The organism is Streptomyces sp. NBC_01445, from assembly GCF_035918235.1.
Taxonomy (GTDB): domain Bacteria; phylum Actinomycetota; class Actinomycetes; order Streptomycetales; family Streptomycetaceae; genus Streptomyces.
Genome location: NZ_CP109485.1, coordinates 6,981,830 through 7,006,026 on the forward strand (window position 1 = coordinate 6,981,830; position 24,197 = coordinate 7,006,026).

At 71.8% G+C, this 24,197-nt stretch carries 21 protein-coding genes; 14 read left to right on the top strand and 7 right to left on the bottom strand.

The window, feature by feature from the left end:
• Window positions 1–85 precede the first annotated feature (85 nt).
• The 7 genes from OG574_RS31740 (at window position 86) to OG574_RS31770 (ending at window position 9,456) form a co-directional block, all read left to right on the top strand.
• The gene (locus tag OG574_RS31740; protein ID WP_326775999.1) at window positions 86–1,000 is read left to right on the top strand and encodes a LysR family transcriptional regulator; all 915 of its coding nucleotides are present in this window, start codon (window positions 86–88) and stop codon (window positions 998–1,000) included.
• Between the two features lie 207 nt (window positions 1,001–1,207).
• Window positions 1,208–2,548, top strand: a complete 1,341-nt coding sequence (locus OG574_RS31745) for an MFS transporter (RefSeq protein WP_326776000.1) — start codon at window positions 1,208–1,210, stop codon at window positions 2,546–2,548.
• A 17-nt stretch (window positions 2,549–2,565) separates the two neighbouring features.
• Window positions 2,566–4,266: an acyl-CoA dehydrogenase family protein gene (locus tag OG574_RS31750; protein WP_326776001.1), complete on the top strand. Its 1,701-nt coding sequence runs from the start codon at window positions 2,566–2,568 to the stop codon at window positions 4,264–4,266.
• Entirely contained in the window at window positions 4,259–5,467 is a 1,209-nt protein-coding gene (locus tag OG574_RS31755) for a CaiB/BaiF CoA transferase family protein (protein WP_326776002.1), read from the top strand. The genes OG574_RS31750 and OG574_RS31755 overlap by 8 nt, the downstream gene beginning before the upstream one ends.
• A gap of 2 nt (window positions 5,468–5,469) precedes the next feature.
• Complete coding sequence (locus OG574_RS31760; RefSeq protein ID WP_326776003.1) at window positions 5,470–6,651, top strand: acyl-CoA dehydrogenase family protein; 1,182 nt, start codon at window positions 5,470–5,472, stop codon at window positions 6,649–6,651.
• A 96-nt stretch (window positions 6,652–6,747) separates the two neighbouring features.
• Window positions 6,748–7,941, top strand: coding sequence for a lipid-transfer protein (locus tag OG574_RS31765; RefSeq protein ID WP_326776004.1), 1,194 nt, complete (start codon window positions 6,748–6,750; stop codon window positions 7,939–7,941).
• Window positions 7,942–8,016: 75 nt separating this feature from the next.
• A complete protein-coding gene (locus tag OG574_RS31770) occupies window positions 8,017–9,456 on the top strand; it encodes a DHA2 family efflux MFS transporter permease subunit (RefSeq protein ID WP_442816863.1) in 1,440 nt (479 codons plus the stop codon).
• A 15-nt stretch (window positions 9,457–9,471) separates the two neighbouring features.
• Here the strand turns inward: OG574_RS31770 and OG574_RS31775 are convergent, their stop codons facing one another.
• Both OG574_RS31775 and OG574_RS31780 read right to left on the bottom strand, forming a co-directional pair.
• A complete protein-coding gene (locus tag OG574_RS31775; protein ID WP_100592569.1) occupies window positions 9,472–10,104 on the bottom strand; it encodes a response regulator transcription factor in 633 nt (210 codons plus the stop codon).
• 46 nt (window positions 10,105–10,150) lie between these two features.
• Window positions 10,151–11,182, bottom strand: a complete 1,032-nt coding sequence (locus OG574_RS31780; RefSeq protein ID WP_326776006.1) for an Lrp/AsnC family transcriptional regulator — start codon at window positions 11,180–11,182, stop codon at window positions 10,151–10,153.
• 133 nt (window positions 11,183–11,315) lie between these two features.
• Here OG574_RS31780 and OG574_RS31785 point away from each other — a divergent pair, with 133 nt between their 5' ends.
• The 3 genes from OG574_RS31785 to OG574_RS31795 are packed head-to-tail and all read left to right on the top strand — an operon-like array spanning window position 11,316 to window position 14,697.
• A complete protein-coding gene (locus OG574_RS31785) occupies window positions 11,316–11,558 on the top strand; it encodes a hypothetical protein (RefSeq protein WP_326776007.1) in 243 nt (80 codons plus the stop codon).
• On the top strand, window positions 11,558–13,021 hold the full coding sequence (locus OG574_RS31790) for a sodium:solute symporter family protein (RefSeq protein WP_326776008.1): 1,464 nt from the start codon (window positions 11,558–11,560) through the stop codon (window positions 13,019–13,021). The genes OG574_RS31785 and OG574_RS31790 overlap by 1 nt, the downstream gene beginning before the upstream one ends.
• Window positions 13,022–13,074: 53 nt before the next feature.
• On the top strand, window positions 13,075–14,697 hold the full coding sequence (locus OG574_RS31795) for an amidohydrolase (RefSeq protein WP_326776009.1): 1,623 nt from the start codon (window positions 13,075–13,077) through the stop codon (window positions 14,695–14,697).
• Between the two features lie 34 nt (window positions 14,698–14,731).
• Here OG574_RS31795 and OG574_RS31800 read toward each other — a convergent pair whose 3' ends face one another.
• From OG574_RS31800 to OG574_RS31810, 3 genes are read right to left on the bottom strand one after another with little or no spacing between them, the layout of a single operon-like run.
• Window positions 14,732–16,009 carry a sensor histidine kinase gene (locus tag OG574_RS31800; protein WP_326776010.1) on the bottom strand — a complete coding sequence of 426 codons (1,278 nt, stop codon included), beginning with the start codon at window positions 16,007–16,009 and terminating at the stop codon, window positions 14,732–14,734.
• An 18-nt stretch (window positions 16,010–16,027) separates the two neighbouring features.
• Window positions 16,028–16,744: an ABC transporter permease gene (locus OG574_RS31805; protein WP_326776011.1), complete on the bottom strand. Its 717-nt coding sequence runs from the start codon at window positions 16,742–16,744 to the stop codon at window positions 16,028–16,030.
• Window positions 16,741–17,736: an ABC transporter ATP-binding protein gene (locus OG574_RS31810; RefSeq protein ID WP_326776012.1), complete on the bottom strand. Its 996-nt coding sequence runs from the start codon at window positions 17,734–17,736 to the stop codon at window positions 16,741–16,743. Before OG574_RS31810 ends, OG574_RS31805 begins: the two co-directional genes overlap by 4 nt.
• Before the next feature lie 297 nt (window positions 17,737–18,033).
• Between OG574_RS31810 and OG574_RS31815 the strand changes: the two genes are divergently transcribed.
• Genes OG574_RS31815 through OG574_RS31825 form a run of 3 tightly spaced genes read left to right on the top strand, consistent with a single transcriptional unit; the run spans window position 18,034 to window position 20,971 of the window.
• A complete protein-coding gene (locus OG574_RS31815; RefSeq protein ID WP_326776013.1) occupies window positions 18,034–18,888 on the top strand; it encodes a MaoC/PaaZ C-terminal domain-containing protein in 855 nt (284 codons plus the stop codon).
• 36 nt (window positions 18,889–18,924) lie between these two features.
• On the top strand, window positions 18,925–20,001 hold the full coding sequence (locus tag OG574_RS31820) for a Zn-dependent alcohol dehydrogenase (protein WP_326776014.1): 1,077 nt from the start codon (window positions 18,925–18,927) through the stop codon (window positions 19,999–20,001).
• A gap of 19 nt (window positions 20,002–20,020) precedes the next feature.
• Window positions 20,021–20,971, top strand: coding sequence for a 3-oxoacyl-ACP reductase (locus OG574_RS31825; RefSeq protein WP_326776015.1), 951 nt, complete (start codon window positions 20,021–20,023; stop codon window positions 20,969–20,971).
• 55 nt (window positions 20,972–21,026) lie between these two features.
• Here the strand turns inward: OG574_RS31825 and OG574_RS31830 are convergent, their stop codons facing one another.
• The gene (locus OG574_RS31830; protein WP_326776016.1) at window positions 21,027–21,185 is read right to left on the bottom strand and encodes a hypothetical protein; all 159 of its coding nucleotides are present in this window, start codon (window positions 21,183–21,185) and stop codon (window positions 21,027–21,029) included.
• A 46-nt stretch (window positions 21,186–21,231) separates the two neighbouring features.
• A complete protein-coding gene (locus OG574_RS31835) occupies window positions 21,232–22,518 on the bottom strand; it encodes a hypothetical protein (RefSeq protein ID WP_326778693.1) in 1,287 nt (428 codons plus the stop codon).
• 563 nt (window positions 22,519–23,081) lie between these two features.
• Here OG574_RS31835 and OG574_RS31840 point away from each other — a divergent pair.
• Window positions 23,082–24,143, top strand: coding sequence for an ABC transporter substrate-binding protein (locus OG574_RS31840; protein ID WP_326776017.1), 1,062 nt, complete (start codon window positions 23,082–23,084; stop codon window positions 24,141–24,143).
• The last annotated feature ends 54 nt before the right edge of the window (window positions 24,144–24,197 follow it).

Genomic DNA, 24,197 nt, shown 5'->3' on the forward strand with positions numbered 1-24,197 from the left:
GTGACACTTTGCGGCTCCGGCGCGTGGGCGTGACCAGCCCCCACTCACCCGCGGGCGACAACGGCGCCACCGTATGGTCACCTGCGTGGAGCTACGTCACCTCTCAGGATTCGTCGCCGTTGCCGAGGAGCTGCACTTCGGCCGCGCAGCGGAACGGCTGCACATCGCGCAGTCGCCGCTCAGCCAGCAGATCAAGCTGCTCGAGCGGGATCTGGGCGTCAAGCTGTTCGACCGGACCACCCGGACCGTGCGGCTCACCGCCGCCGGGCACGCGCTGCTCGGGCCCGCCCGGCATCTGCTCGCCGAGGCGTCGGCGGTGCGCAGGACCGTGCAGGCCGCGCACCTCGGGGAGGTGGGGCGGGTCACCGTCGGGTTCGCCGGGGCGAGCAGCTACTCCGCGCTGCCGCTGCTAACCCGCGCCGTCACGTCCGAACTCCCGGGTATTGAGCTGGTGTTGGAGGGCCAGACCTATACCGGCGAGGCGCTCGGAAGGATCGCGGACGGGTCCCTCGACGTGGGGTTCGTGGCGCTCCCGGTGCGGCGCGGAATCACGGCGCGCGTCGTGCGGATGGAGCGGCTCGTGCTCGCGCTGCCCGACAGTCATCCGCTCGCCCGGCAGGACGAGGTCCACTTCGCCGAGCTGGCGCACGAGCCTTTCGTGACGTTCCCCGTCGCCCGCGGCTCGGCCGTGCGGGAGGCCATGGTGCAGGCCTGCCACGAGGCCGGGTTCGCGCCCCGGATCGCGCAGGAGGCGCCGGACTCGTACAACATGCTCGCCCTCGTCGGCGCGGGTGTCGGGCTCGCCGTCGTCGTGGCGTCCGCGCGCGCCATCCATCTGGAACACGTCGTGTTCCGGCCGCTGGTCGGGGACGACGTGCCGGTGCTCCCCATCGCCCTCGGCTGGCGCACCGGAAACCGCTCGGCGCCCCTCCAGGCGGTCCTGCGCGTGGCGGAGGAAGTCCTGCCGACGCCCCCGGACGCGCCCGACGCCCGCGGATGATCCCCATTATTTTGATGGATGACATCTGACTGGAGGCCGGTATTGGTCTTGGACACATCCTAATGAGCGGGTGCAGAGTGATCCACGTCTCGCGACGGAGCGATGAGCGCCGGGCGTGGAGCGTGGATGGGCACCGGCCGCTCGGTGGCCCCGCCCCCTCCGGCCCGTCCCCTCCCAGCGGGATGCCGCTACGAGAGGACGCTCGTCATGTCGCACGACGCCCCAGTCCCCGGGGTCAGCGCAACACAGGCCCGTGATGCCCGCCGCGCCGGTGTCACCGCCTTCGTCGGGACCACCATCGAGTGGTTCGACTTCTACATCTACGGCTCCGCGTCCGCTCTGGTCCTCGGCAAGATCTTCTTCGCCGAGGCCTCGCCGGCCGTAGGCACCCTCGCCGCCTTCGCCACCTTCTGGGTCGGCTTCCTGGCCCGCCCGCTCGGCGGCGTGATCTTCGGCCACTTCGGCGACCGCTACGGCCGCAAGAAGGCCCTCGTCACCACGCTCACCATGATGGGCGCCGCCACCTTCTGCGTCGGCCTGCTCCCGGGCTATGCCCAGATCGGCGTCGCCGCGCCCGTCCTCCTCGTGCTGCTGCGCATGATCCAGGGCGTCGCGATGGGCGGCGAGTGGGGCGGCGCCGTCCTCATCGCCACCGAGTACGCCCCGCCCAAGCGCAAGCTCCTGTACGGGGCGTTCGCCCAGCAGGGCTCGCCGGTCGGCAACCTCCTCGCCACGCTCGCCTTCCTCGGCATCGCCCAACTCCCGGACGCCGCCTTCGAGTCCTGGGGCTGGCGCGTCCCGTTCCTCTTCTCCGCCGTACTCGTCGCCGTCGGCCTGTTCATCCGCCTGCGGCTCGCCGAGACCCCCGAGATGGCCGCGGCCCTGGAGCGCAAGCAGACGTCCAAGCTGCCCATCAAGGACGTCCTGACCCGCTCGCCGATGCTGGTCCTGCTCGGTGTGCTCGCCGGCACGGCCGGGGTCGCGATCACCTACGTCAAGACGACCTTCGCCCTGTCCTGGGCCACCTCCGACCTCGGTTTCGACCGCACGTCGTTCCTGACCGTCATCTCGCTCGCGCTGGTCGTCCAGGTCGTCGTGCAGCCCTTCGGCGCGGTCCTCGCGAGCAAGTGGCCCGTGCGCAAAGCCGTGTTGTGGATGCTGCTGCCCGAATTCGTCGTGCTGCCGCTGATGTTCGTCCTCGTCGGGACCGGCAACTTCTGGCTGGCCGTCCTCGGCATGGGCCTCGCCACCTTCCCGCACGCCATGTACTACGCGGCGCTCGCCGGCATCCTCGCCCGGGTCTTCCCCGTCGAGGTCCGCTACACCGGCATGTCCCTCTCGTACCAGCTGTGCACGACGCTGTTCGCCGGGACGGCGCCGATCGTCTCCCAGTACCTGCTCAACGCCACCGGCTCCATCTGGCCCGTCGTCGCGCTCGGCCTCGGCTACACCCTCGTGACCCTCGCCGGTGTCCTGCCGCTGCTCGCCCGTACCGCCGCCGCGCCGGAGCCGGCCGCCGTCACCACCCGCACCGCCTCCCACGCCTGACCCGGAGTGATCCCCCGATGAACTACGCCGACCGCGACCCCGCGCTGCGCCCCTTCCTCGACCGTGTCCTGTCCGCCGACGACCGGGCCCGCGTCGAACCGCTCCTGACCGAACTCGGCGCGCTCGCGGCCGGTGACCTCGACCGGCAGGCCGCGCTCGCCGACGCCAACCCGCCCCGCCTGGTCCAGTACGCGCCCGGCGGCGAACGCGTCGACGAGATCGAGTACCACCCGGCCCACGACCGCGCCGCCGCCATCGCCTACGAGGAGTTCGGGCTCGCCGCGATGTCGCACCGCCCCGGCGTCCACGGCTGGCCGTCCAAGGTCCCGCACACCGTCAAGTACGCCCTGTCCTACCTTTATGTGCAGTCCGAGTTCGGCATGGCCTGCCCGCTGTCCATGACGGACTCGGCCGCCCGCATCCTGCGCCTGTTCGACCCCGAGCGGTACGCGGACGAGATCGCCGCGCTCTCCTCCACCGACCCCGAACTGCGGGCCACGGGCGCGATGTTCATGACGGAGAAGCAGGGCGGCACGGACGTCGGCCTGACGGAGACCGTCGCCACCGACCGGGGTGCGCACTGGACGCTCACCGGCAAGAAGTGGTTCGCGTCCAACCCGGGCGCCGACGTGATCCTCACCCTCGCCCGCGTCCCCGGCCAGGGCGAGGGCACCCGTGGCCTCGGCATGTTCCTCGTCCCGCGGCTGCGCCCCGAGGGCACCCGCAACGCGATCCGCATCGACCGCCTCAAGGACAAGCTCGGCTCGAAGTCCATCGCGAGCGGCGAGGTCACCCTCGAAGAGGCCTACGCGACCCCCGTCGGCCAACTCACCAACGGATTCCGGCAGATGGCCGAGATGCTCAACGTCTCCCGACTGTCCAACGCCATGCGCGCCACCGCCCTGATGCGCCGCGCCGTCCGCGAGTCCGTCGACCACACCCGCGTACGCCACGTCTTCGGCAAGCCGCTCTTCGAGCAGCCCCTGATGCGGGCCACGCTCCTGCCGATGATCATCGACACGGAGGGGGCGCTCGCGCTCGTCCTGGAGGCGGCCGCCCGCCTGACGGCCGCGGACGAAGGAGCCGCCGACGGTGAAGGAGGGGCGGCCCGCGAGCTCGTCCGCGTCCTCACCCCGCTCGCCAAGCACACCCTGTGCAAGCGCGCCCGGACCGTCACCGGCGAGGCCATGGAGATCCGCGGCGGCAACGGCTACATCGAGGACTGGGTCAACCCCCGGCTCGTGCGCGACGCGCACCTCGGCTCCATCTGGGAGGGCTCCTCGAACGTCATCGCGCTCGACGTGCTGCGCTGCATGCGCCGCCAGGGCGCCCACCGCACCCTCGCCGACACGTACGGCGGCCGCGCGGAGACGCGGGGCCGCTGGGAGCTGCTGCGCAAGAAGGGCGACGTGCTCCTCGAACTCCCGGCCGATGAACAGGAGATGAGGATCGGCCGGTACGCCGACGAGCTCACGCGCGCCGTCATGGAGACCCTCCTGTACGACCAGGCCGCCCACGAGACGGAGACCACCGGCAACGGCCGCGCCCTCCTCGTCGCCCGCACCTGCACCGCGCTCCTCGACGACCCGGACACCCCGCCCCGCGCCGCACTGGACCACCTGGCCGAACTGGCCGAGGGTGGACTGGTCGCGCCCAGCACGGCACAGAAGACCCCGGCGAAGGAGAACACTGTGAAGGAGCCCGCCGCACATGCCTGAGCAGCCCCGCCCCGCCGCCCCGCTGGCCGGTATGAAGGTCGTGGACCTGTCCAAGATCCTCGCCGGGCCCTACGTCACCATGTCCCTCGCCGACCTCGGCGCCGACGTCATCAAGGTCGAGCACCCCGACGGCGGCGACCCGACGCGCGCCTGGGGCCCGCCCTTCAACGGCCCCGACGCGACCTACTACCTGGCCGCCAACCGCAACAAGCGCTCCGTCACCCTCGACCTCAAGTCCCCCGAGGGGCAGGAGGCCGTCCACCGCATGCTCGCCGACGCGGACGTGATGGTGGAGAACTTCCGGCCCGGCAGCTCGCTCGCCCGCGTCTTCGACTACCGCGAACTCAGCGAGCGCTACCCGCGGCTGGTCATCCTGCACATCTCCGCGTTCGGCGACACGGGCCCGCTGCGCGACGAGCCCGGCTACGACATGGTGGCCCAGGCCTCGGCCGGCCTGATGTCCCTGACCGGCGAACCCGACGGGCCGCCCGTCAAGGCCGGTTACGCGATGGGCGACCTCGGCGCCGCCCTCTTCGGCCTCATCGGCGTCAACGCGGCACTCGTCGAACGCGAGCGCACGGGCCACGGCCAGTACGTCACGACCTCCCTGTACGAGTCCCAGCTCGCCCTGCACATCAACTGGGCGACCGGCTACTTCGCCACCGGGGAGCGCCCCACCCGCCTCGGCTCCGGCCACCCGAGCCTCGTCCCGTACCAGGCCTACCCGGCGTCCGACGGGCACTTCGTGATCGCCGTCGGCAGCGACGGCCTCTTCCGCAAGCTGAGCGAGGCGCTCGGCCACCCGGAGTGGGCCGACGACCCGCGCTTCGCCACCAACCGGGCCCGCGTCACGCACCGCACGGCCCTCAACGCCAAGCTGGAGTCCGTCCTCGTCGACGACACCGTGGCCAACTGGTGCGCCCTGCTGAAGCCGCGCGGCGTCCCCGTCGCGCCGATCCGCACCCTCGACGAGGTCTACGACTGCCCGCAGACCGAGGCGCTCGGCATGGTCCAGAAGGTCGACCACCCGGACGTGGGCCCGCTCCAGCAGGTCGCCTTCCCCGTCACCTTCCGCGGCGAGCGCCCGGCGGTGCGCACCGCCCCGCCCACCCTCGGCCTGCACAGCCGGGACATACTCACCGAACTCGGCTACGACGAGTCCGCCATCGACCGCCTGCTCGACCACCCTCAAGGAGCCTGATCATGCCGTTCGCCGCCCTCGACCCCGTCGACCCGCTGAACCTCGAAGCGCTCCTGACCGACGAGGAGCGGGCCGTGCGCGACACGGTCCGCCAGTACCTCGACGACAAGGTCGAGCCGCACATCGCCGAGTGGTTCGAGTCCGGCGAGCTGCCGAACCTGCCCGAACTTGCCCGTGAATTCGGCAAGATGGGCCTGCTCGGCATGCACCTGGAGGGCTACGGGTGCGCCGGCATGTCGGCCCGCGCCTACGGCATCGCGTGCCGCGAGCTGGAGGCGACGGACTCGGGCCTGCGCTCCTTCGTTTCCGTGCAGGGCTCCCTGGCCATGTTCGCGATCCACCGCTTCGGCTCCGAGGAGCAGAAGCAGGAGTGGCTGCCGCGCATGGCGGAGGGCGAGGCCATCGGCTGCTTCGGCCTGACCGAGCCCGACCACGGCTCCGACCCGTCGTCCATGACGACGCGCGCCCGGCGTGACGGCGACGACTGGATCCTCGACGGCCGCAAGATGTGGATCACGAACGGCTCGGTCGCGGCCGTCGCCGTCGTGTGGGCGCAGACCGAGGACGGGGTGCGCGGCTTCGTCGTGCCCACCGACACCCCCGGCTTCTCGGCGCCGCTGATCAAGCACAAGATGTCGCTGCGGGCGAGCGTGACCAGCGAGCTGGTCCTCGACGGCGTACGCCTGCCCGCGTCCGCCCGGCTTCCTGAGGCGCGTGGTGTGGGCGCGCCGCTGACCTGCCTGAACGAGGCGCGCTACGGCATCGTGTGGGGCGTCACCGGCGCCGCGCGCTCGGCCTGGCAGGCGGCCGCCGACTACGCGGGCCAGCGCGAGCAGTTCGGCAAGCCGATCGCCGCGTTCCAGCTCACGCAGCAGAAGCTCGTCGACATGGCGCTCGAACTCCACAAGGCGACGCTGACGGCGCTGCGCCTGGCCGACCTGAAGGACTCGCCCGCCGGTGTCCACCCGGCGCAGATCAGCTTCGGCAAGCTGAACAACGTCCGCGAGGCCATCGAGATCTGCCGCACCGCCCGCACGATCCTCGGCGCCAACGGCATCTCGCTGGAGTACCCGGTGATCCGTCACGCCAACAACCTTGAGTCCGTGCTCACTTACGAGGGCACGTCGGAGATGCACACACTGGCGCTCGGCCAGGCGCTCACGGGTCACGCGGCCTTCCGTTAGGCCCCGCTGTCCCGGAAGCCGGGGAAGCCCTTCCCTCGGCGGCCCGCTCCTGCCAGTATCTGACGACTCGTCAGATACTGGCAGGAGGCCGTTTCCATGGGCAAGGCGTACATAGTCGGCGTCGGGATGACCAGGTTCGAGAAGCCCGAGAGCCGCGACTGGCAGTACTGGGACATGGCGAAAGAGGCCGGGACCAAGGCCCTCGGCGACGCCGGAATCTCTTACGAGGACGTGGAGCAGGTCCCCGTCGGCTACTGCTTCCAGGCCTCGACCGCCGGGCAGCGCGCGGTCTACGAACTCGGCCTGACCGGCGTCCCCGTCTACAACGTCAACAACAACTGCGCGACGGGTTCGAGCGCGCTGATGCTCGCCCGCCAGTTCGTCGAGGGCGGCCTCAACGACTGCGTGCTGGCGCTCGGCTTCGAGAAGATGCAGCGCGGCGCGCTCGGCGGGGGAGCCGACGGCGGCGACTTCAAGACGTCACCCGTAGCCAGGCACTACGGCATCATGGCCGCGAAGCACGGCTTCGAGATGTCCCCGCCCACCGCCCAGATCTTCGGCGACGCGGCCCGCGAGCACATGGAGAAGTACGGCACGACCGAGGCCCAGCTCGCCGCCGTCGGGGCCAAGAACCACCGGCACTCCGTGAACAACCCGTACGCCCAGTTCCAGGACCCGTACACCGTCGACGAGATCCTCGCCGCGAAGACCATCCACGCGCCGCTCACCAAGCTCCAGTGCTCACCCACCTCGGACGGCGCTGCGGCGGCCGTCGTCGTGTCGGAGCGGTTCGTCGAACTCCACGACCTGGGCGACCAGGCCGTGGAGATCGCCGCGCAGGCCATGACGACCGACACGGGGGAGTCCTTCACCTCCGGCTCCTGCATCGACGTCGTCGGCCAGCCCATGTCACGCGCCGCCGCCACCCGCGTCTACGAGGACTCCGGGCTCGGCATCGAGGACGTCGACGTGATCGAGCTGCACGACTGCTTCTCCGTCAACGAACTGCTCACCTACGAGGCGCTCGGCATGTGCGCTCCGGGCGCCTCCGGCAAGCTCGTCGAGGAGGGTGCGACGACGTACGGCGGACGCTGGGTCGTGAACCCCTCCGGCGGCCTCATCTCCAAGGGCCACCCGCTCGGCGCGACGGGCATCGCGCAGGCGGCCGAACTGACCTGGCAGCTGAGGGGCGAGGCCGGCGCGCGCCAGGTCGCGGACGCCCACGTCGGACTCGCCCACAACATCGGACTGGGCGGCGCCGCCGTCGTGACCATGCTGCGCAGGTCCTAGTCCCGTCGTAGTCCCAGGGGACCAGGACCGGGTGCGCCGAAATCCTGATGTACTGACCGACAGCGGGCTGAGACCATGACACTCATGCTTGAAGCCCCTGCCGACATCGCGATATCCCGCAAGGCCGCGCCGCCCACCTGGCTCATCGTGGCGGCCGCCTGCGCCGGACAGTTCCTCGTCGTCCTCGACGTCTCCGTCGTCAACGTCGCCCTGCCGTCCATGCGCGCGGACCTGGGGCTCAGCGCCACCGGGCTGCAATGGGTGGTCAACGCCTACTCGATCGCGTTCGCCGGGTTCATGCTGCTGGGCGGGCGGGCCGGCGACCTGTTCGGGCGCAAGCGGATGTTCCTCGTGGGGCTCGGGCTCTTCACGCTCGCCTCCCTCGCGGGCGGCCTCGCGCAGGAGGGCTGGCAGCTGCTCGCCGCCCGCGCCGTCCAGGGACTCGGCGCCGCGGTCCTCGCGCCGTCGACGCTCACCATCCTGACGTCCGCCGTCCCGGAGGGCGCCGCCCGCGCCCGGGCCATCGCGACCTGGACCGCCGTCGGGGCGGGGGGCGGCGCGGCCGGCGGCCTCGTCGGCGGCGTGCTCACCGAGGGCCTCGACTGGCGCTGGGTGCTGCTGATCAACGTCCCCCTGGGCGCCCTGGTGCTCACGGCCGCCGCCCGCTGGATCCAGGAGTCGAAGGCCGGCGGCGAGCGGCGCCTCGACCTGCCGGGCGCTGTCCTCGTCACGGCGGGCACCGCGACCCTCGCGTACGGGGTCGTACAGACCGAGGCCGAGGGCTGGGGCGCCGCCGCGACCCTGGTGCCGCTCGGCGTCGCCCTGGCGCTGATCGTGACGTTCCTCGCCGTCGAGGCACGCACGCGGCTCCCGCTGATGCCGCTCGGCCTGTTCCGGGTCCGTGCGGTCGCGGCGGCCAACGCGGCGATGTTCGTGTGCGGCATGGGCAGCTTCGCGATGTGGTTCTTCATGACCCTGTACGCGCAGAACGTCCTCGGCTACACCCCGATCGAGGCCGGCCTCGCCCTCGTGCCCAGCTCGCTCGCCGTCGTCGCCGGATCCAAGATCGCCCCGCGCCTGATGCGCCGCGCCGGCGCCCGGGCCGTCGCCGTGTCCGGCGTCCTCATCACGGCCGCCGGGTTCACCTGGCAGTCGACGATGGGCCCGCACGGCAGTTACGTCACCGGGATCATGCTGCCGGGCATGGTGATGATGGCGGGCGCCGGACTCGCGATGACGCCCCTGGCCTCGCTCGCCACCTCGGGCGCCGCGCCCGGGGACGCCGGTCTGGTGTCCGGACTCGTCAACACCTCGCGGACGCTGGGCGGTTCGCTGGGCCTCGCGATCCTGTCCACCGTGGCGGCCGGCCACTCCGCCGGGGGAACCGGGCCCGAGGACCTCACCAACGGGTACGCGGCCGCGTTCCGGTGGGGTGCGGGCATCCTCCTGGTGGCGGTGGTCCTGCTGGTGACGTGGATGCCGCGCGCGAAGGAAGCCCTGCAGCCCGCGAGTTGAGTGCGCCGGAGGCCGTCACAGCCACCCCTGCTGGCGCGCCTCCCGCAACGCCTCCATGCGGTTACGGGTCCCTGTCTTGCCGATGGCCGAGGACAGATAGTTGCGCACCGTCGACTCCGACAGATGCAGCTTGCCCGCGATGTCGGAGACCGTCGCACCGTCCACCGACGCCTTCAGGACGTCGCACTCGCGGGCCGTCAGCGGGTTCGGGCCCGCGCTCAGCGCGGCCGCCGCGAGCGCCGGGTCGATGACCGTCTCGCCGCGCAGGACCCGCCGGACCGCCTCCGCGAGGTCTTCCACCGGACCGTCCTTGACCAGGAATCCGGCCGCGCCCGCCTCCATCGCCCGGCGCAGATAGCCCGGCCTGCCGAACGTGGTCAGGATCAGGACCCGGCAGTCCGGGCACTCCTCACGCAGGTCCGCCGCCGCGTCCAGGCCGCTGCGGCCCGGCAGTTCGATGTCGAGGAGCGCCACGTCGGGCCGCGTCTCCAGCGCCCTGTCGACGATCGCGTCACCCGTCGCGACCTGCGCGACGACCTCGATGTCCTCCTCAAGACCGAGCAGCAGCGCGAGAGCGCCCCGCATCATGCCCTGGTCCTCGGCGAGGAGCACTCGTACGGACTTCGCGGGCCGGTGATCCCGGGGCATCTCGTTCACGGGCCAAGGGTAGAGCGGGGCCGGCGACGGGCCCTTCTCAGGTGGCCGCGCCCGGCCGTTGCCACAGGTCGATCGGCACATGCCGCACGGCGCGGCCCGCCTCGTCGAGGATCCAGCCCATACGTTTGGTGTTGGTCAGGGTGAGGGAGCGGTCCACCACGGACAGTTCGGGGAAGCGTTCGGTCAGATGGGCCTCCAGACGCTGGGTGTCGGGGATGGAACGCACCCAGCCGTTCACCACCAGATTGTGCTGCGACGTCGTGGCCGCGCACATGCGCACCTCGGGGAGCGCGGCGAGCGCGGGACCGATCCGGGCCAGCGCGTCGGACGGCACATTGGCGCGATAGGTGACGAACACCGGGTACGGCGAGAAGCTGTGCGCCAGTTCGCAGCGCGGGACCACCGTCCTGGTCGTCAGGAGGCGTGAGACCCTGCGCCGGGCGGTCGACTCGCTCATGCCGGCGCGCCTGGCCAGCTCGCCGTAGCCCATGCGCCCGTCCGCTCCCAGGGCGATGAGCAACTCGCGGTCCCCGTCGGCCGGTACGGGATCGCTGTCCCCGGCCGGCGCCACCGGCGGCCGTACCACGTCGCGCTGCTCGCGGCTGATGGCCCGCAGATCCCAGCGGGAGCCCTCGGTGAAGAAGTGGGTGACGATCGCGCTGTGCACCGCCCGCACCCCGGGCAGCCGGCCCAGGACGTCGGTGTGCATCCGGGAGAGGTCCGCGAGCCCGTCCACCATCACGTTCAGCAGCAGATCCTGCGGGCCCGACGTGTGTTCCACGCTCGAGATCTGCGGATGGCGGGCCAGTTCGGCCGCGATCACCGGGATCCGGCCCGGCTCACAGTCCAGGCCCACGAAGGCCACGCAGTGGTGGCGGTGCACGAACGAGCCGCCGTACGCCGTCACCCAGGCCAGGCCCTGTGCGCGCAGCCGCTCCCAGCGCCGGGCGGCGGTGACCGGGCTGATCTCGACGGCCTTGGCGACGACCGCCCAGGACGCGCGCGGCGCGTTCTGCAAGGCGCTGACCAGCGCCAGATCCAGCTCTTCCACGGTGGCGGAATCCATCATTGAAGGCCAGCTCCTGAATGATTTCTGCTGAATATCTCCTGGTGTACACCAAGAGTTTCAAGCTCCTCGTGTGATTTGGCAACGGCCGCCGGCCGTTGCATCCCGCCCAGGTGACACGTACCGGAGTCCCGCCATGCGCCTTCCGTGGTTCCTGCTGTCCGTGCCCGTCGTGGCACTGCTCGCAGCCGTCTGGCTGCCCTTCGTCAACGGGCCCCATCTGTGGCTGGGCCTGCCCTCGATGCTCGTCTGGACCGTCGCCTGGGTCCTCACCCTGACCCCGGGGATCGCCTACCTGGAGCGGTGCCGCAACGCCCGCGCCGCAGCAACCGCTCCCGCCGCGTACGCCGGGAACCGCACACCACTGGAGGAGCGCTGATGTCCACCGTCCTCGCGGTCAGCCTCGGAGGCATCCTCGTCATCGGCCTGCTCGGCCTCCTCGGCCGCCGCAAACCGGCGGCCAACCTGGAGGAGTGGAGCGTCGGCGGCCGTAACTTCGGCGCCCTGACCACCTGGTTCCTCCAGGCCGGCGAGATCTACACGACCTTCACCTTCCTCGGGCTCGCCGGTCTCGCCTACACCTCCGGTGTGGCGGTGACGTACGCCCTGCCCTACCTGCCGCTCGCCTACCTGGGCCTGTACGTGATCAGCCCGGTGGTCTGGCGTATCGGACGCGCCCGGGGCCACGTCACCCAGGGCGACTTCTTCGCCGACCGCTACCGCAGCCCGCTGCTCGGCGGCCTCACCGCCGCCCTGGGCGTCCTCTTCCTGCTGCCGTATCTCCAGCTCCAGATCACCGGGCTCGGCCTGGTCGTGGAGCTCGCCACCGGCAAGGACGGCATCGGCACCCCGGCGATGATCCTCGCGTCGGTGCTCATCGTGGCCTTCGTGCTGTGGTCGGGCATCCGGGGTGTGGCCAGGACGGCCTACTTCAAGGACGCCCTGATGGTGGTCGCCCTGCTGGTCCTGCTGATCGCCGTGCCCACCCACTTCCACGGCGGACTCGGCCGCCTCGGCGGCGAACTCCTCGAACACCACCGTGAGTTCCTGAGCGTCCCGGCCGACGGCCCGCACGGCACGGTCTGGTTCTTCACGTCCATGCTCACCAGTTTGATCAGCATCCTGTTCATGACGATGCCGCAGACCTGGCCGGCCACCCTCTCCGCCGACAGCGAGCGGGCGCTGCGCCGCAACAGCATCTGGATGCCGGTCTACGGAGCCACCCAGGCCATCCCCATCATCGTGGGCCTGACCGCCGTCACCGCGCTGTCCACCCCCACCGACGGCAACAGCGTCCTGCTGACCCTGGTGTCCCAGGCGCTGCCCGACTGGCTCGTCGGCGTGGTCGCCGTCGCGGCCGCCGCCACCGCGATGGTGCCCGCCGCCGCCATCGTCCTCGGCATGTCCACCCTCGTCAGCCGCAACGTGCTGCGGATCAGGGGCGAGCGCCGGGGCATGGTGGCCAACCACGCGACGGTCGTCGTGAGCGTCGGCCTCGCCCTGACCCTCGCCGTCCTCCGCCCGGGCGCCCTCGCCGATCTGCTGCTGCTCACCTACGCCGGACTCGCGCAGATGGCCCCGGCCACCGCCTGCGCGATCGCCCGGCGCCCCCTGCTGCGGGCCGCGTCGGCGGGCGCGGGCATCGTCGCGGGTGAGGCGGTCCTCATCTGGCTGACGTTCGGCGGCAGTTACCACGGCGCCGTCAGCGGCGGCCTGATCGCCCTCGCCGCCAACGTCGTGATCGCGGCCCTGTCCGAAGCGGCACTCCGGCTCGTACGAGGACGGCCGGACGCCGAGGAGCCGGAGCCGCTGCACGCCGCGGACCCCGTGCCCCAGCACTGAACGACCCCGCCCAGCGCCCTCGCGCACACCCCGACCGGGAGGAGAACCCCCGAGTGACCACCCCCGCAGACAGCCCCGCCGAGGCCCCCGTACGGATCGTCAGGGCCCGCCGGATCACCACCCTCGACGGCCGTGACACCCAGGTGTTCGCCACCGTGGGCGAGCGTGTCGCCGCCGTGGGCGAACAGGCCGAGCGGTACGCCGCGCTGCCCGGAGCCGAGACCGTCGATCTCGGCGACGTCCATGTCGTGCCCGGCTTCCACGACGCGCACTGCCACCCCACGACCCTCGCCCAGACCAGGCTCCGCCTCGACCTGGAGAGCGGCGACACCGCGTCGCCGCCCCGCGCGCGCATCGCCGCCCGTGTCGCGGCCACGCCGCCGGGGCAGTGGATCGTGGTCGAGCGCTACAACCCGCGGGCCGACCCGGACGGCCGGCTCGACCGTGCCGCCCTCGACGCGCTCTCCGCCCAACACCCCATCCTCGTCATCCACTTCTCCTGCCACATGGCGGTGGCCGGCTCGCGGGCCCTGGAGCTCGGCGGATTCCACGACGACGGCGCGGTCCCGGCCGGCGGCGATCTCGGACGGGACGCGGCCGGCCGGCTCGACGGCTGGATCTACGAAGGGGCCTGGTTCGATCAGTGGTACCGGCCGGCGGGTGAGCCCAGCTACCTGCCGGAGGACGCTCCGGGCGACCTGCTCGCCCCGCTCGCCGAGGTCTTCCGCGACTTCCAGTCCTTCGGCATCACCTCTTACTGCGACGCCCTGACCGCCCCCAAGGAATTGAAGCTGTATCAGCAGGCAAGAGAACAGGGCCTGTTGACGATGCGGGTCGGGATGCTGATCTGGCACCGGTACGCGCGAACCCTCCGCGACGCGGGGCTGCACGCCGGCTTCGGCGACGAGTGGCTGCGTGTCGTCGGTGTCAAGCTGATGGTGGACGGCGCGCTGGCCGGGGGCACCTGTCTGTGCCAGGACCCCTACCGGGCCGAGACCGGATCCGACAACGGCCTCCAGCTGATGGACGACGTCGAGCTGGCCGAGGCGGTGCTGGCGGCGCACAGCGCGGGGCAGCGCGTCGGGGTGCACGCCAACGGCGACCTCGCCGTCGCCAAGGTGCTCGACGCCATCGAGGCGGCCCGCGCCGCGCACCCCGAGAGCCGTGTCAACCACCGCATCGAGCACTGCTCTCTCGTCGACCCGGCGCTCGTCGAACGCATCCGTGCCGCCGGGGTCACCCCGGTCCCGTTCGGCGCCTTCGTGCACGGCCACGGCGCGAAGCTGCGGGGCTACTACGGTGACGCGCGCGCCGAACGGGCCTGCGACCACCGGGCGTTCCTCGACGCCGGCGTCACCGTCGGCGGCTCGTCAGACCATCCGGCGGGGCCCCTGGGCCCGCTGCTCGGCATCCAGACGATGGTCACGCGGCGCACCAGTGAGGGGACCGTCCTGGGCGAGGACCGGCGGCTGACAGTCCGTGAGGCGCTGTCGGTGTACACCGTGGGTTCGGCCCACGCCACGGGCGAGTCCCACCTCAAGGGCCGCATCGCGCCGGGCATGCTGGCCGACTTCGCGGTGCTCGGCGACGACCTCTTCGCCACGGACCCGGACGGCATCGGGGCCGTTTCCGTCCTCTCCACGTGGGTGGGGGGCCGCCCGGTCTGGGAGGCCTGAAACCCCTGTCGGGGCGGGCGCGTACCGCCCGGTGTCACCCCGCGCGTTCCGGCTCCCGTACGGGGTCCGGCTGCGCGCCGTCCCGCAGGGCCGGGAGTTCCGCCGTCACCGTGAAGCCGCGCCCGGCCGGGCCCGCCTCCAGGGAGCCGCCCGCCGCGCCGAGCCGCTCGGTCAGGCCCCGCAGGCCCGTGCCGCCGATGCCCGGCTGCGGCGGCTCGGCGGCGGCGCCGCGCCCGTTGTCGTGGACCCTGAGCCGCACGCGCTCCGGGGTGCCGTCGACGGAGATCTCGCAGCGGGCCGCCCCGCTGTGGCGCACCGCGTTCGTGACCGCCTCCCGCACCACCCAGCCGAGCAGCGCCTCCGTCTGCGCGGCGAGCGGCGGGCCCGACTGGCGCACGACGGGCTCGATCCCGGCCGCCGTGAGCGCCGAGCGGGCCCGGTCGAGCTCGGTGGTGAGACTGCCCTCGCGGTAGCCGGTGACCGCCTCGCGGATCTCGGTCAGCGCCTGCCGGCCGACGGACTCGATGTCGGACACCTGCGTGAGCGCCGCGTCGAGGTCGCGGTGCGCGAGCCGGCGGGCCGCCTCCGACTTCACCACGATCACGGAGAGCGTGTGCCCGAGCAGGTCGTGCAGGTCGCGGGAGAACCGCAGCCGCTCCTGCTCCACCGCGCGGTGCGCCAACTCCTCGCGGGCGGAGCGCAGTTCACGTACCGCCTCGGCCAGGGAGAGGATCGCGGCGGTCACCATCGTGGACAGGAACGTGCCGTACGCGATGTTGAGCGCGTCCCAGCCCTCCTTGAGACCGCCGATGGTCCCGGCGAGCGCGCTCAGGCCGAGGGCGACCTGGCCGAGGCGGCGGCCCCGCACGACCGCGCCCGTCGCCAGGCCGAGCAGCGGGAAGAACATCAGCCAGCTGCCGCCGTAGGTGATCGCGAGCCCGCAGGTGAGCAGGCCCATCGCGATCAGCGCCAGGAGCGTGTAGCGGGCCTCGCGCCGCCTCTTGTCGAAGGCCTGGAACACGATCGAGATGTACAGGCTGTTGAAGACGAACAGACCGACGCCGCCGATCCAGGGGTTGGCCGTCTTGCCCTGGAGGAGGTTCGAGAAGGCGCCGAGCCCCATCAGGAGCCAGGGCAGCAGCGCGAATCCGTTCGGCGGCGGACCCATGGGCCCGCCCTCCGCCCCGCTGTTCTTCGCGTCCTTGTCCCGGGCCCGCCACTCCGCCTTCCAGACGTCCCGGTCCGCCTTCCACTCCCGGCGGGCGTCCCGCAACTCGAACATCGCGCAGGTGACTCGGTGCTTCCAGGACATGGTTCCCCAGCTCCCCGTTCAGACGGTCCGCGCGGCCCTGCGGTACGACACCACAGCGTACGAACCGAAGGCCAGCAGCCAGGCGACGAGCACCGCGACAGCGGCGGCGGACGGCGCGTGACCGTCGGCGACGGCCGTGCCGATCTGCGCGAACCGGTTCGTCGGCGTGTACGACGACACGGACTGCAGCCACCCGGGGAAGAGCGCGATCGGGAACCACAGGCCGCCGAGTACGGAGAGTCCCAGGTTGCACACCATGTTCGCGACACCCGTGGTCTGCGCGGTCAGCCGGTAGCCGTTGCCGAGTCCGAGCAGGGTGAAGGGGATCGAGCCGAGCCACAGCAGCAGCGCGATGACGGCCCACTGCCACACGTCCAGCCGCACCCCGTTGACCAGGCCGCCCGCGAGGAGCACCGCCGCGATCGACGGCAGCACCGTCACCGACCCCGTCAGGGCCCGGCCCGCCACCACCTGGCGCGGCGTCATCGGGGTGACCCGCAGCTGCCGCAGCCATCCGATCGTCTTGTCCTCGGCGACCCCGCCGCCGGTGTTGAGGGCCGAGCCGACCGCGCCGTAGGCGGCCATGCCGACCATGGAGACCGTCCTCCACTCGGGGTCGTTCTCACCGAGGTTGGTGAACAGCAGGTACATCAGCACCGGCATCCCGACACCGAAGATCACGAACATGGTGTCGCGCAGGGTCCTGCGCACTTCGAGCCTGATGTAGTCGATCATCGAACCGTCTCCAGATCCGTGTCGGAACCGCCGCCGCGACGGTTGTCCGAACCGCTGTCCGAACCGCTGTCGGTACCGCTGCCCGAACGACCGTCCGAACCGCTCGTCAGTGCCATGAACGCGTCGTCGAGCGAGGCCGGGGCGACCTCAAGACCCCGGATCGCGTTCAGTCCGGCCAGCGCGATCACCGTCGCGTCCGAGTCGTCCGTACGCAGCCTGGCCCGGTCCCCCCGGACCTCCACGGCCGTCACGCCCGGCAGCAGCGACAGACCCTCCGTGCCGCGCCCGGCCAGGTCGAACGAGACGAGGCTGCCGCCCGCGGCCCGCTTCAGCTCCTCGCCGGAGCCGACCGCGACGACCTTGCCGTGGTCGATGACCACGATGCGGTCGGCATGCGCGTCGGCCTCCTCCAGGTAGTGCGTGGAGAAGAGCACCGTGTGGCCGCGCCGCGCGTAGGCCCGCATCGACGCCCAGAACGCGTGCCGTGCCTCCACGTCGAGGGCGGCCGTCGGCTCGTCGAGCACGAGCAGGGCCGGGTTCCCGGCCAGGGCCACGGCGAACCGCACCCGCTGGGTCTGGCCGCCGGACAGCTTGTCGACGCGCCGCTGCGCGAGCTCCTCGATGCCGGCCAGCGCGAGCGCGTCGGTGACGGGCATCGGCGCCGGGTAGCGGCCCGCCACGAAGGCGACCAGCTCGCGGACCGTGACCCGGGGGACCGCGCGGCCCTCCTGGAGCATCGCGCCGACCTGCCCGGCGCGTACCGCCGCCTCCGGCGTGGTGCCGAAGAGCGAGACCGTGCCCTCGTCCGGGGTGTCGAGGCCCAGCAGGAGAGCGATCGTGGAGGACTTGCCCGCGCCGTTGCGGCCGAGCAGGGCGACGGTCTCGCCGCGCCGGATCTCCAGATCGACCCCGTCGACGGCGCGCACCGCGCCGAATGTCTTGACCGCCCCCGTGAAGGACACGGCCACCGGTGTCCCGTCTGTCATCGTCATGGCAAGGACGCTACGGGCCGGGGGCCGGGCGCGGCAGATGCCGGTTGTACGGAGCCGGGCAGTACAAATGTCACGGCCGTCAGGACCGGCCGCCCGCCGACCGAATCTGACATGGCGTCAGGAGTCTTCCCAACTGTCGTGGTCTTGGCTATACATGGGATCGCCGGACTGGAACGCGTTCTAGAACGGGCGCGTGGCGTTCCACCAGAGTTCCTCCGGCCCAGCAACGACCTCGGTGCGACCGACGGTGCGGACGGCCGCACCGAGGTCTTCCCCGCACAAGGAGTCTTGAGCCTGATGCCGATCGACGCCGCCAAGGCCGTAGCCGCCGAACCCCGGTCCGCCGAGATCACCTGGGACCACAAGGACATCCAGCTCTACCACCTCGGCCTCGGCGCGGGCACCCCCGCCACCGACCCCGACGAGCTGCGCTACACCCTCGAGTCCCGGCTGCACGTCCTGCCCAGCTTCGCCACCGTCGCAGGCGCCGGAATGGGCGTCGTCGGCGGCCTCTCGGCCCCCGGCATCGACGTCAACCTCGCCCACGTCCTGCACGGCGGCCAGAGCGTCGAACTGCACCGCCCCATCCCCGTCAAGGGCAGCGCGACCTCCACCTCACGCGTCGCCGCCGTCTACGACAAGGGCAAGGCCGCCATCCTCGTCCTGCGCACCGAGGTCGCCGACGCGGACGGCCCGCTGTGGACCAGCGACGCGCAGATCTTCGTCCGCGGAGAGGGCGGCTTCGGCGGCGACCGCGGACCGTCTGCCCGCGTCGAGGCGCCCACCGGCGAACCCGACCGCACCGTCGACCGCCCCGTCCGCGAGGACCAGGCACTCCTGTACCGGCTCTCCGGGGACTGGAACCCCCTGCACGCCGACCCGGAGTTCGCCAAGCTCGCCGGCTTCGACCGGCCCATCCTGCACGGCCTGTGCTCGTACGGCATGACGCTCAAGGCCGTCGTCGACACGCTCCTCGACGGCGACGTGTCCCGCGTGCGGTCCTACGCGACGCGGTTCACCGGGGTCGTCTTCCCGGGCGAGACGCTGCGGATCAGGATGTGGCGCTCCGAGGGCCGGATCCAGGTCACGGTCACCGCCGTCGAGCGGGACGAGGCGCCCGTACTCGCCGACACCATCGTCGAACACGCCTGACCCCATCGGGACCCTTCGGGAGAGGAGCCGCACGCCATGCGCGCAGCCGTACTGCACGAGATAGGCCAGGACAAACTCGAGGTACTCGACGACGTCGAGGCGGTGGGCTTCGGCCCCGGCAAGGTGAGGATCCGGGTCAGGGCCACCGGCCTGTGCCACTCCGACGTGTCCGCGATGAACGGCGTGCTGCCGCAGCCTGCCCCCTTCATCCCCGGCCACGAGGGCGCGGGCGAGATCCTCGACGTCGGCGACGGAGTCACGAACGTCAAGCCCGGCGACCGCGTCCTGGTGTGCTGGCTCCCGGCCTGCGGTGCCTGTCCGGCGTGCAAACGCGGCCAGACCCAGCTCTGCCTCGCCGGGTTCATGAACGCGGGCACCCCCAACTTCAAGCGTCCCGGCGGAGACGTCTTCGGCTTCGCGGGCACCGGCACCTTCACCGAGGAGGTCGTCGTCGACGCGGGCTGCGCCGTGCCCATCCCCGACGACGTGCCCTTCGACATCGCGGCCCTCATCGGCTGCGGCGTCACCACCGGGCTCGGTGCCGCCATCAACACGGCGGACGTGGCCGCCGGTTCGTCCGTCGCCGTCATCGGCTGCGGCGGCGTCGGCATCTCCGCGATCCAGGGCGCCCGGCTCAAGGGCGCCGCGCAGATCGTCGCCGTGGACCCCGTCGAGTCGCGCCGCGAGGCCGCCCTCAGGTTCGGCGCCACCGAGGCCGTCGCACCCGACGCCCTCGGCGACGCCAAGCAGCGCATCACCGCGGGCGAGGGCTTCGACTACGTCTTCGAGGTCGTCGGCAAGTCCGCCACGGCCCGCACCGCCTACGAGACGACGCGGCGCGGCGGCACCCTGTGCGTCGTCGGCGCGGGCGCCCTCGACGACTTCCTCCAGCTCAACATGTTCGAGCTGTTCTTCGACGAGAAGAAGATCCTGCCGTCCATGTACGGCGGCGGCGACGTCCTGACCTCCTACGAGCGGGCCATCGCCCTCTGGCGGGCCGGCCGCATCGACCTGGAGAGCCTCATCACGCACCGCGTGCAGCTCGCCGAGATCAACGAAGCCCTCGACCAGATGCGGACCGGCACCGCGCTGCGCACCTGCATCGAAATCTGAGAGAGGACCCCGATCCCCGATGGCATCAGAGTCACTGCCGCTTCAGGGCCTGTCCGCGATCGTCACCGGCGCGGGCCGCGGCCTCGGCCGGGCGGAGGCGCTCGAACTCGCCAGGCTCGGCGCGAGCGTCGTCGTGAACGACTTCGGACAGCCGGGCCGCGACGGCTCCGGCGGCGCCGACGCCACCCCGGCCGAGGAGGTCGCCGCCGAGATCCGGGCCGCGGGCGGGCAGGCCGTCGCCCACCTCGGCGACGTCGCCGACCACGAACAGGCCCGCGCACTCGTCCAGTTGGCCGTCGACACGTACGGAAAACTCGACATCCTCGTCAACAACGCGGGCATCCTGCGCGACCGCATGATCTTCTCGATGAGCGAGGAGGAGTGGGACTCGGTCATCCGCGTCCACCTCAAGGGCCACTTCAACACGAGCCACTTCGCGTCCGTCCACTGGCGCGCACGCTCCAAGGCGGCGGGCACGCCGGTCTACGGCCGCATCGTCAACACCTCGTCCGAGGCGTTCCTCGCCGGCTCGGCCGGACAGCCCAACTACGCGGCGGCCAAGGGCGGCATCGTCGGCCTGACGACCTCATCGGCCCTCGCCCTCGGCAAGTACGGCGTCACCGCCAACGTCATCTGCCCCCGCGCCCGCACCCGTATGACCGAGGACGTCTTCGCGGGCTTCGCGGAGCCCGGCGCCGGCGAGCTCGACCCGCTGGCCCCCGAACACGTGGCCCCGCTCGTCGGCTACCTCGCGTCCCCGGCCGCCGGGAACGTCAACGGCCAGCTGCTCGTCGTGCACGGCGGCATGGTCGCCGTCGTCGAACGCCCCAAGGTCTCCGCCAAGTTCGACACCGAGAAGGACGCGTTCAGTTACGAGGAGCTGGACGCGCTGCTGACCCCGCACTACGCGGACCGGCCGCCGAACGAGACATTCGCCGCGGCCGAGGTGCTCGGCCTCAAACACGCCTGACCCCATGACGGAGGGGCCCGGAACCGTACGGTTCCGGGCCCCTCCGTCATGCCGTTCAGCCCTGTTCGGACTGCACCTTGCGGTGCCGGCCGTGCGGCGCCGCGTTCTCGTCCCGCGAGGACACTCCACCACGGTGCCGGCCGGGACCGGCGGACCTGTCCGCCGCCTCCCTGGACTCCGCCGTGGTCATCTCCGCGTTCATCATCTCGGCCATCGAACAACTCACCCCGTAACAAGATCCTTCAAACAGCCGGGCGAGTCTAACCGGCGGGTGCCGCCTGTGTCCCGGCGGCCGGCGCGCGTCGCATGAGACGGGCTAGAGGAGCCTGCTGCAGAGGGACGGGACGGGCCGCCGCGGGCGGCTCGGGCACCGTCTGCGGAACCTGTTCCCCCACATCCTCTCCATCCTCTACGGGTTCCGGCACGGACGTGCGCGCGATCCCGCAGGGCACTGACTCGGTGGCGTACGGGAGTTGCAGCTCACCGTCACGTGTCCAGGAGCCCGAGCCCGCCAACCAGCCCTGCGGAGCCGCGAGTTGGTGCATCTGGCGCTCGGCGGGCCGCCACAGGCCCAGCCAGGTGCCCGCGGCGCCGTCGATCCGGAGCGCCACCGCACAGCTCTCCGGCATCAGCGTCTGACCAGGCTGGATCGCGAAGGGCGTCACCATGCAGTCGGTCAGACGCAGGCACTCCGGGAAGCGAACCGGCAGCGTCGAGCCCAGCACGCCCCAACCCAGGCGTTCGTGGCCCGGCGACGGCGCGTCCGAACGGATCAGGAGCAGCCCGCTGTCCGGATCGGCGAGCACCAGGCGGTCCGCGCTGGACTCCGCGATCTGGAGCAGCGGCGTGACCTCGCCGCCCCGCCCCAGGTCCACCGCGACCGTCTTGACGGGACCCCCGTCGAGGGACCGGTCCAGGGCCAGCATCCGGCCCGAGCGGTCCAGCCACACCCCGCCCGAACAGTGCCCAGGGACCTCGGCCACGAACTCGGGCCCGAACGCCCCGCCGGCGACCATCCACACACCCGTCGACCGCTCCCCGACGGCGATGGCGTACGCGCATCTGCCGCCCGGCGCCGGCGGAAGCAGCGTCAACTCCCCACCGCTCACGGCCCCGAGAGGCACCTCGCCCGTTCGCGGACCCGTCGGATACAGCAGGGAGAAGGAGTGCCGGCCGTCCACCACGCGCCGGATGAGCACGCGCCCGTCGCCCATCGGCACGACCTCGGTCCCGGGCTCCTCCGGCTGATTCCCCGGCAACGGCACCGCGTACGGCTCGGGCCCGTCCAGCGTCCACCGCTCGGGAAACCAGGACGCACCGTCACACGCGAGCCGCGCGGCGTAGGCCCCGTCGGCCGTGATGACACAGGCGGGGCGGGGGGTGGGAGGAGCGGGGTCGGGGGCGCTCGCGGGGCGCGGGGCGCTGTCCGGGGCTTGGGCGTTCGCCGGTCCTGGGTGGGGGGTCGGGGGTTGGGCGTTCGCCGGTCCTGGGCGAGGGGTCGCGGGTTGCGCGGTCGCCGATTCCGGGCCGGCGTCCGGGGCCCGCACGTACTCCGGTCCTGGGGTGCCGTCCTGTCGGGGACCACCGGCGTTCTGGGCTTGCCCGAATTCCGGGGCGTGCCGGTTCTCCGGCGGATCCCTGTACTCCGGGGTGTGCCGGTTCTCCGGCGGATCTTCGTACTCCGGGGCGGGCCCGCTCTCCGACGCACGCCCATACTCCGAGGCGCGCTCGCGCTCCGGTGCCCGCCCGGGCTCCCGGTCCGGGGCTGCGCCCGGCTCCGGGTCCGGGTCCTGTCCGTTCTCCGGATCGTGTCCGCTGTCCGGGGCCGGTCCGCGCGCCGGGCCCGGTCCGCTCCCCGGGTCCGTCGTGGGCTCGATCGCCAAGGCCGTCATGGGATCACTCACCTCCGGTTCGTCCGAGCCGAAGCTAGTTTTCGCACGCGCTGCCGTGGCACTCGCGGCTCAGGCTTCACACCAAAGGGTGGCCATGTCCGTATCTGCCTGAAAGGGGTGGGTCGGATGTGCTGGCACGTCCGGAAGTGCCTGATGTTAGGTTTGCCTAACCATATTTAGGCGGCCTGACGCCACGAAAGTTCGGAGCTGGAACACCCATGGCCCTGCGATCAAGCCCTCGCACCCGCGGCACCGCCGCCGTAGCCCTCGCCGTGGCCGCCGCCCTGTCGCTCGCGGCCTGCGGGTCGGGCAACTCGGACTCCGGCTCCTCCGCCGGCTCCGGCAAGTCCGACAACGGCAGCGGCTCCAAGGCCGTCGCCCAGGGCGGCGAGGACTTCGCCAAGGCGGCCTCGCGGACCGCGAAGATGGGCACGACCGCCAAGGCCGGTCAGTTCCCGCGCACCATCGAGCACGCCATGGGCAAGACCGAGCTCAAGGCGCAGCCCAAGCGGGTTGTCGTCCTCGACGTCGGCGAGCTCGACAACGTCGCGTCTCTCGGCGTCAAGCCCGTCGGCTACGCCCCCACCGAGGGCGACGACGGCGTCCCCTCCTACCTGAAGAAGGCGGCGGGCACCCCCAAGGACGTCGGCACGATCAATTCCCTCAACCTGGAGGCGATCGCCAATCTCCACCCCGACCTGATCCTCGGCAGCGAGCTGCGCGCCGCCAAGCTCTACCCGCAGCTCTCCAAGATCGCCCCGACGGTCTTCTCCATCCGCCCCGGCTTCACGTGGAAGGAGAACTACCTCCTCAACGCGTCGGCCCTCGACAAGACCGCCGAGGCCAAGGCGAACCTCGCCGCGTACGAGAAGAAGGCGGAGAAGCTCGGCGAGGACATCGGCGAGAAGAAGCCCACCGTCACGATGCTGCGCTACATGCCCGGCATGATCCGCCTCTACGCGAAGGCGTCCTTCATCGGCACGATCCTCGACGACGCCGGCATCCCGCGCCCCAAGAACCAGCAGGTCGTGGACCTCGCCACCGAGGTCAGCCCGGAGAAGATCGACCAGGCCGACGCCGACTGGATCTTCACCGGTGTCTACGGCGACGCGAAGAAGACCGACATCGCCACCGCCGAGGGCAACCCGCTGTGGAAGAAGCTCGGCGCCGTGAAGAGCGGACAGGCCAAGGACGTCCCGGACGAGACCTGGTACCTGGGGCTCGGCGTCACGGCCGCGAACCAGGTCCTCGGCGACCTGCGCGGATACCTCGTCAAGTAGTCCGCCGTGCACCACGCCAAGTAGCCGACTGTCCGTGGCCGGTAGCGGTACGTG

Excerpts from the sequence above, each read along its gene's own strand:
- OG574_RS31770 (WP_442816863.1), top strand. The coding sequence starts at position 8,017 with ATGACACTCATGCTTGAAGCCCCTGCCGACATCGCGATATCCCGCAAG.
- OG574_RS31750 (WP_326776001.1), top strand. The coding sequence starts at position 2,566 with ATGAACTACGCCGACCGCGACCCCGCGCTGCGCCCCTTCCTCGACCGT.
- OG574_RS31840 (WP_326776017.1), top strand. The coding sequence starts at position 23,082 with ATGGCCCTGCGATCAAGCCCTCGCACCCGCGGCACCGCCGCCGTAGCC.
- OG574_RS31745 (WP_326776000.1), top strand. The coding sequence starts at position 1,208 with ATGTCGCACGACGCCCCAGTCCCCGGGGTCAGCGCAACACAGGCCCGT.
- OG574_RS31810 (WP_326776012.1), bottom strand. The coding sequence starts at position 17,736 with ATGACGATGACAGACGGGACACCGGTGGCCGTGTCCTTCACGGGGGCG.
- OG574_RS31830 (WP_326776016.1), bottom strand. The coding sequence starts at position 21,185 with ATGGCCGAGATGATGAACGCGGAGATGACCACGGCGGAGTCCAGGGAG.
- OG574_RS31790 (WP_326776008.1), top strand. The coding sequence starts at position 11,558 with ATGTCCACCGTCCTCGCGGTCAGCCTCGGAGGCATCCTCGTCATCGGC.
- OG574_RS31765 (WP_326776004.1), top strand. The coding sequence starts at position 6,748 with ATGGGCAAGGCGTACATAGTCGGCGTCGGGATGACCAGGTTCGAGAAG.
- OG574_RS31805 (WP_326776011.1), bottom strand. The coding sequence starts at position 16,744 with ATGATCGACTACATCAGGCTCGAAGTGCGCAGGACCCTGCGCGACACC.
- OG574_RS31785 (WP_326776007.1), top strand. The coding sequence starts at position 11,316 with ATGCGCCTTCCGTGGTTCCTGCTGTCCGTGCCCGTCGTGGCACTGCTC.
- OG574_RS31775 (WP_100592569.1), bottom strand. The coding sequence starts at position 10,104 with ATGCCCCGGGATCACCGGCCCGCGAAGTCCGTACGAGTGCTCCTCGCC.
- OG574_RS31755 (WP_326776002.1), top strand. The coding sequence starts at position 4,259 with ATGCCTGAGCAGCCCCGCCCCGCCGCCCCGCTGGCCGGTATGAAGGTC.
- OG574_RS31760 (WP_326776003.1), top strand. The coding sequence starts at position 5,470 with ATGCCGTTCGCCGCCCTCGACCCCGTCGACCCGCTGAACCTCGAAGCG.
- OG574_RS31825 (WP_326776015.1), top strand. The coding sequence starts at position 20,021 with ATGGCATCAGAGTCACTGCCGCTTCAGGGCCTGTCCGCGATCGTCACC.
- OG574_RS31800 (WP_326776010.1), bottom strand. The coding sequence starts at position 16,009 with ATGTCCTGGAAGCACCGAGTCACCTGCGCGATGTTCGAGTTGCGGGAC.
- OG574_RS31820 (WP_326776014.1), top strand. The coding sequence starts at position 18,925 with ATGCGCGCAGCCGTACTGCACGAGATAGGCCAGGACAAACTCGAGGTA.
- OG574_RS31780 (WP_326776006.1), bottom strand. The coding sequence starts at position 11,182 with ATGATGGATTCCGCCACCGTGGAAGAGCTGGATCTGGCGCTGGTCAGC.
- OG574_RS31815 (WP_326776013.1), top strand. The coding sequence starts at position 18,034 with ATGCCGATCGACGCCGCCAAGGCCGTAGCCGCCGAACCCCGGTCCGCC.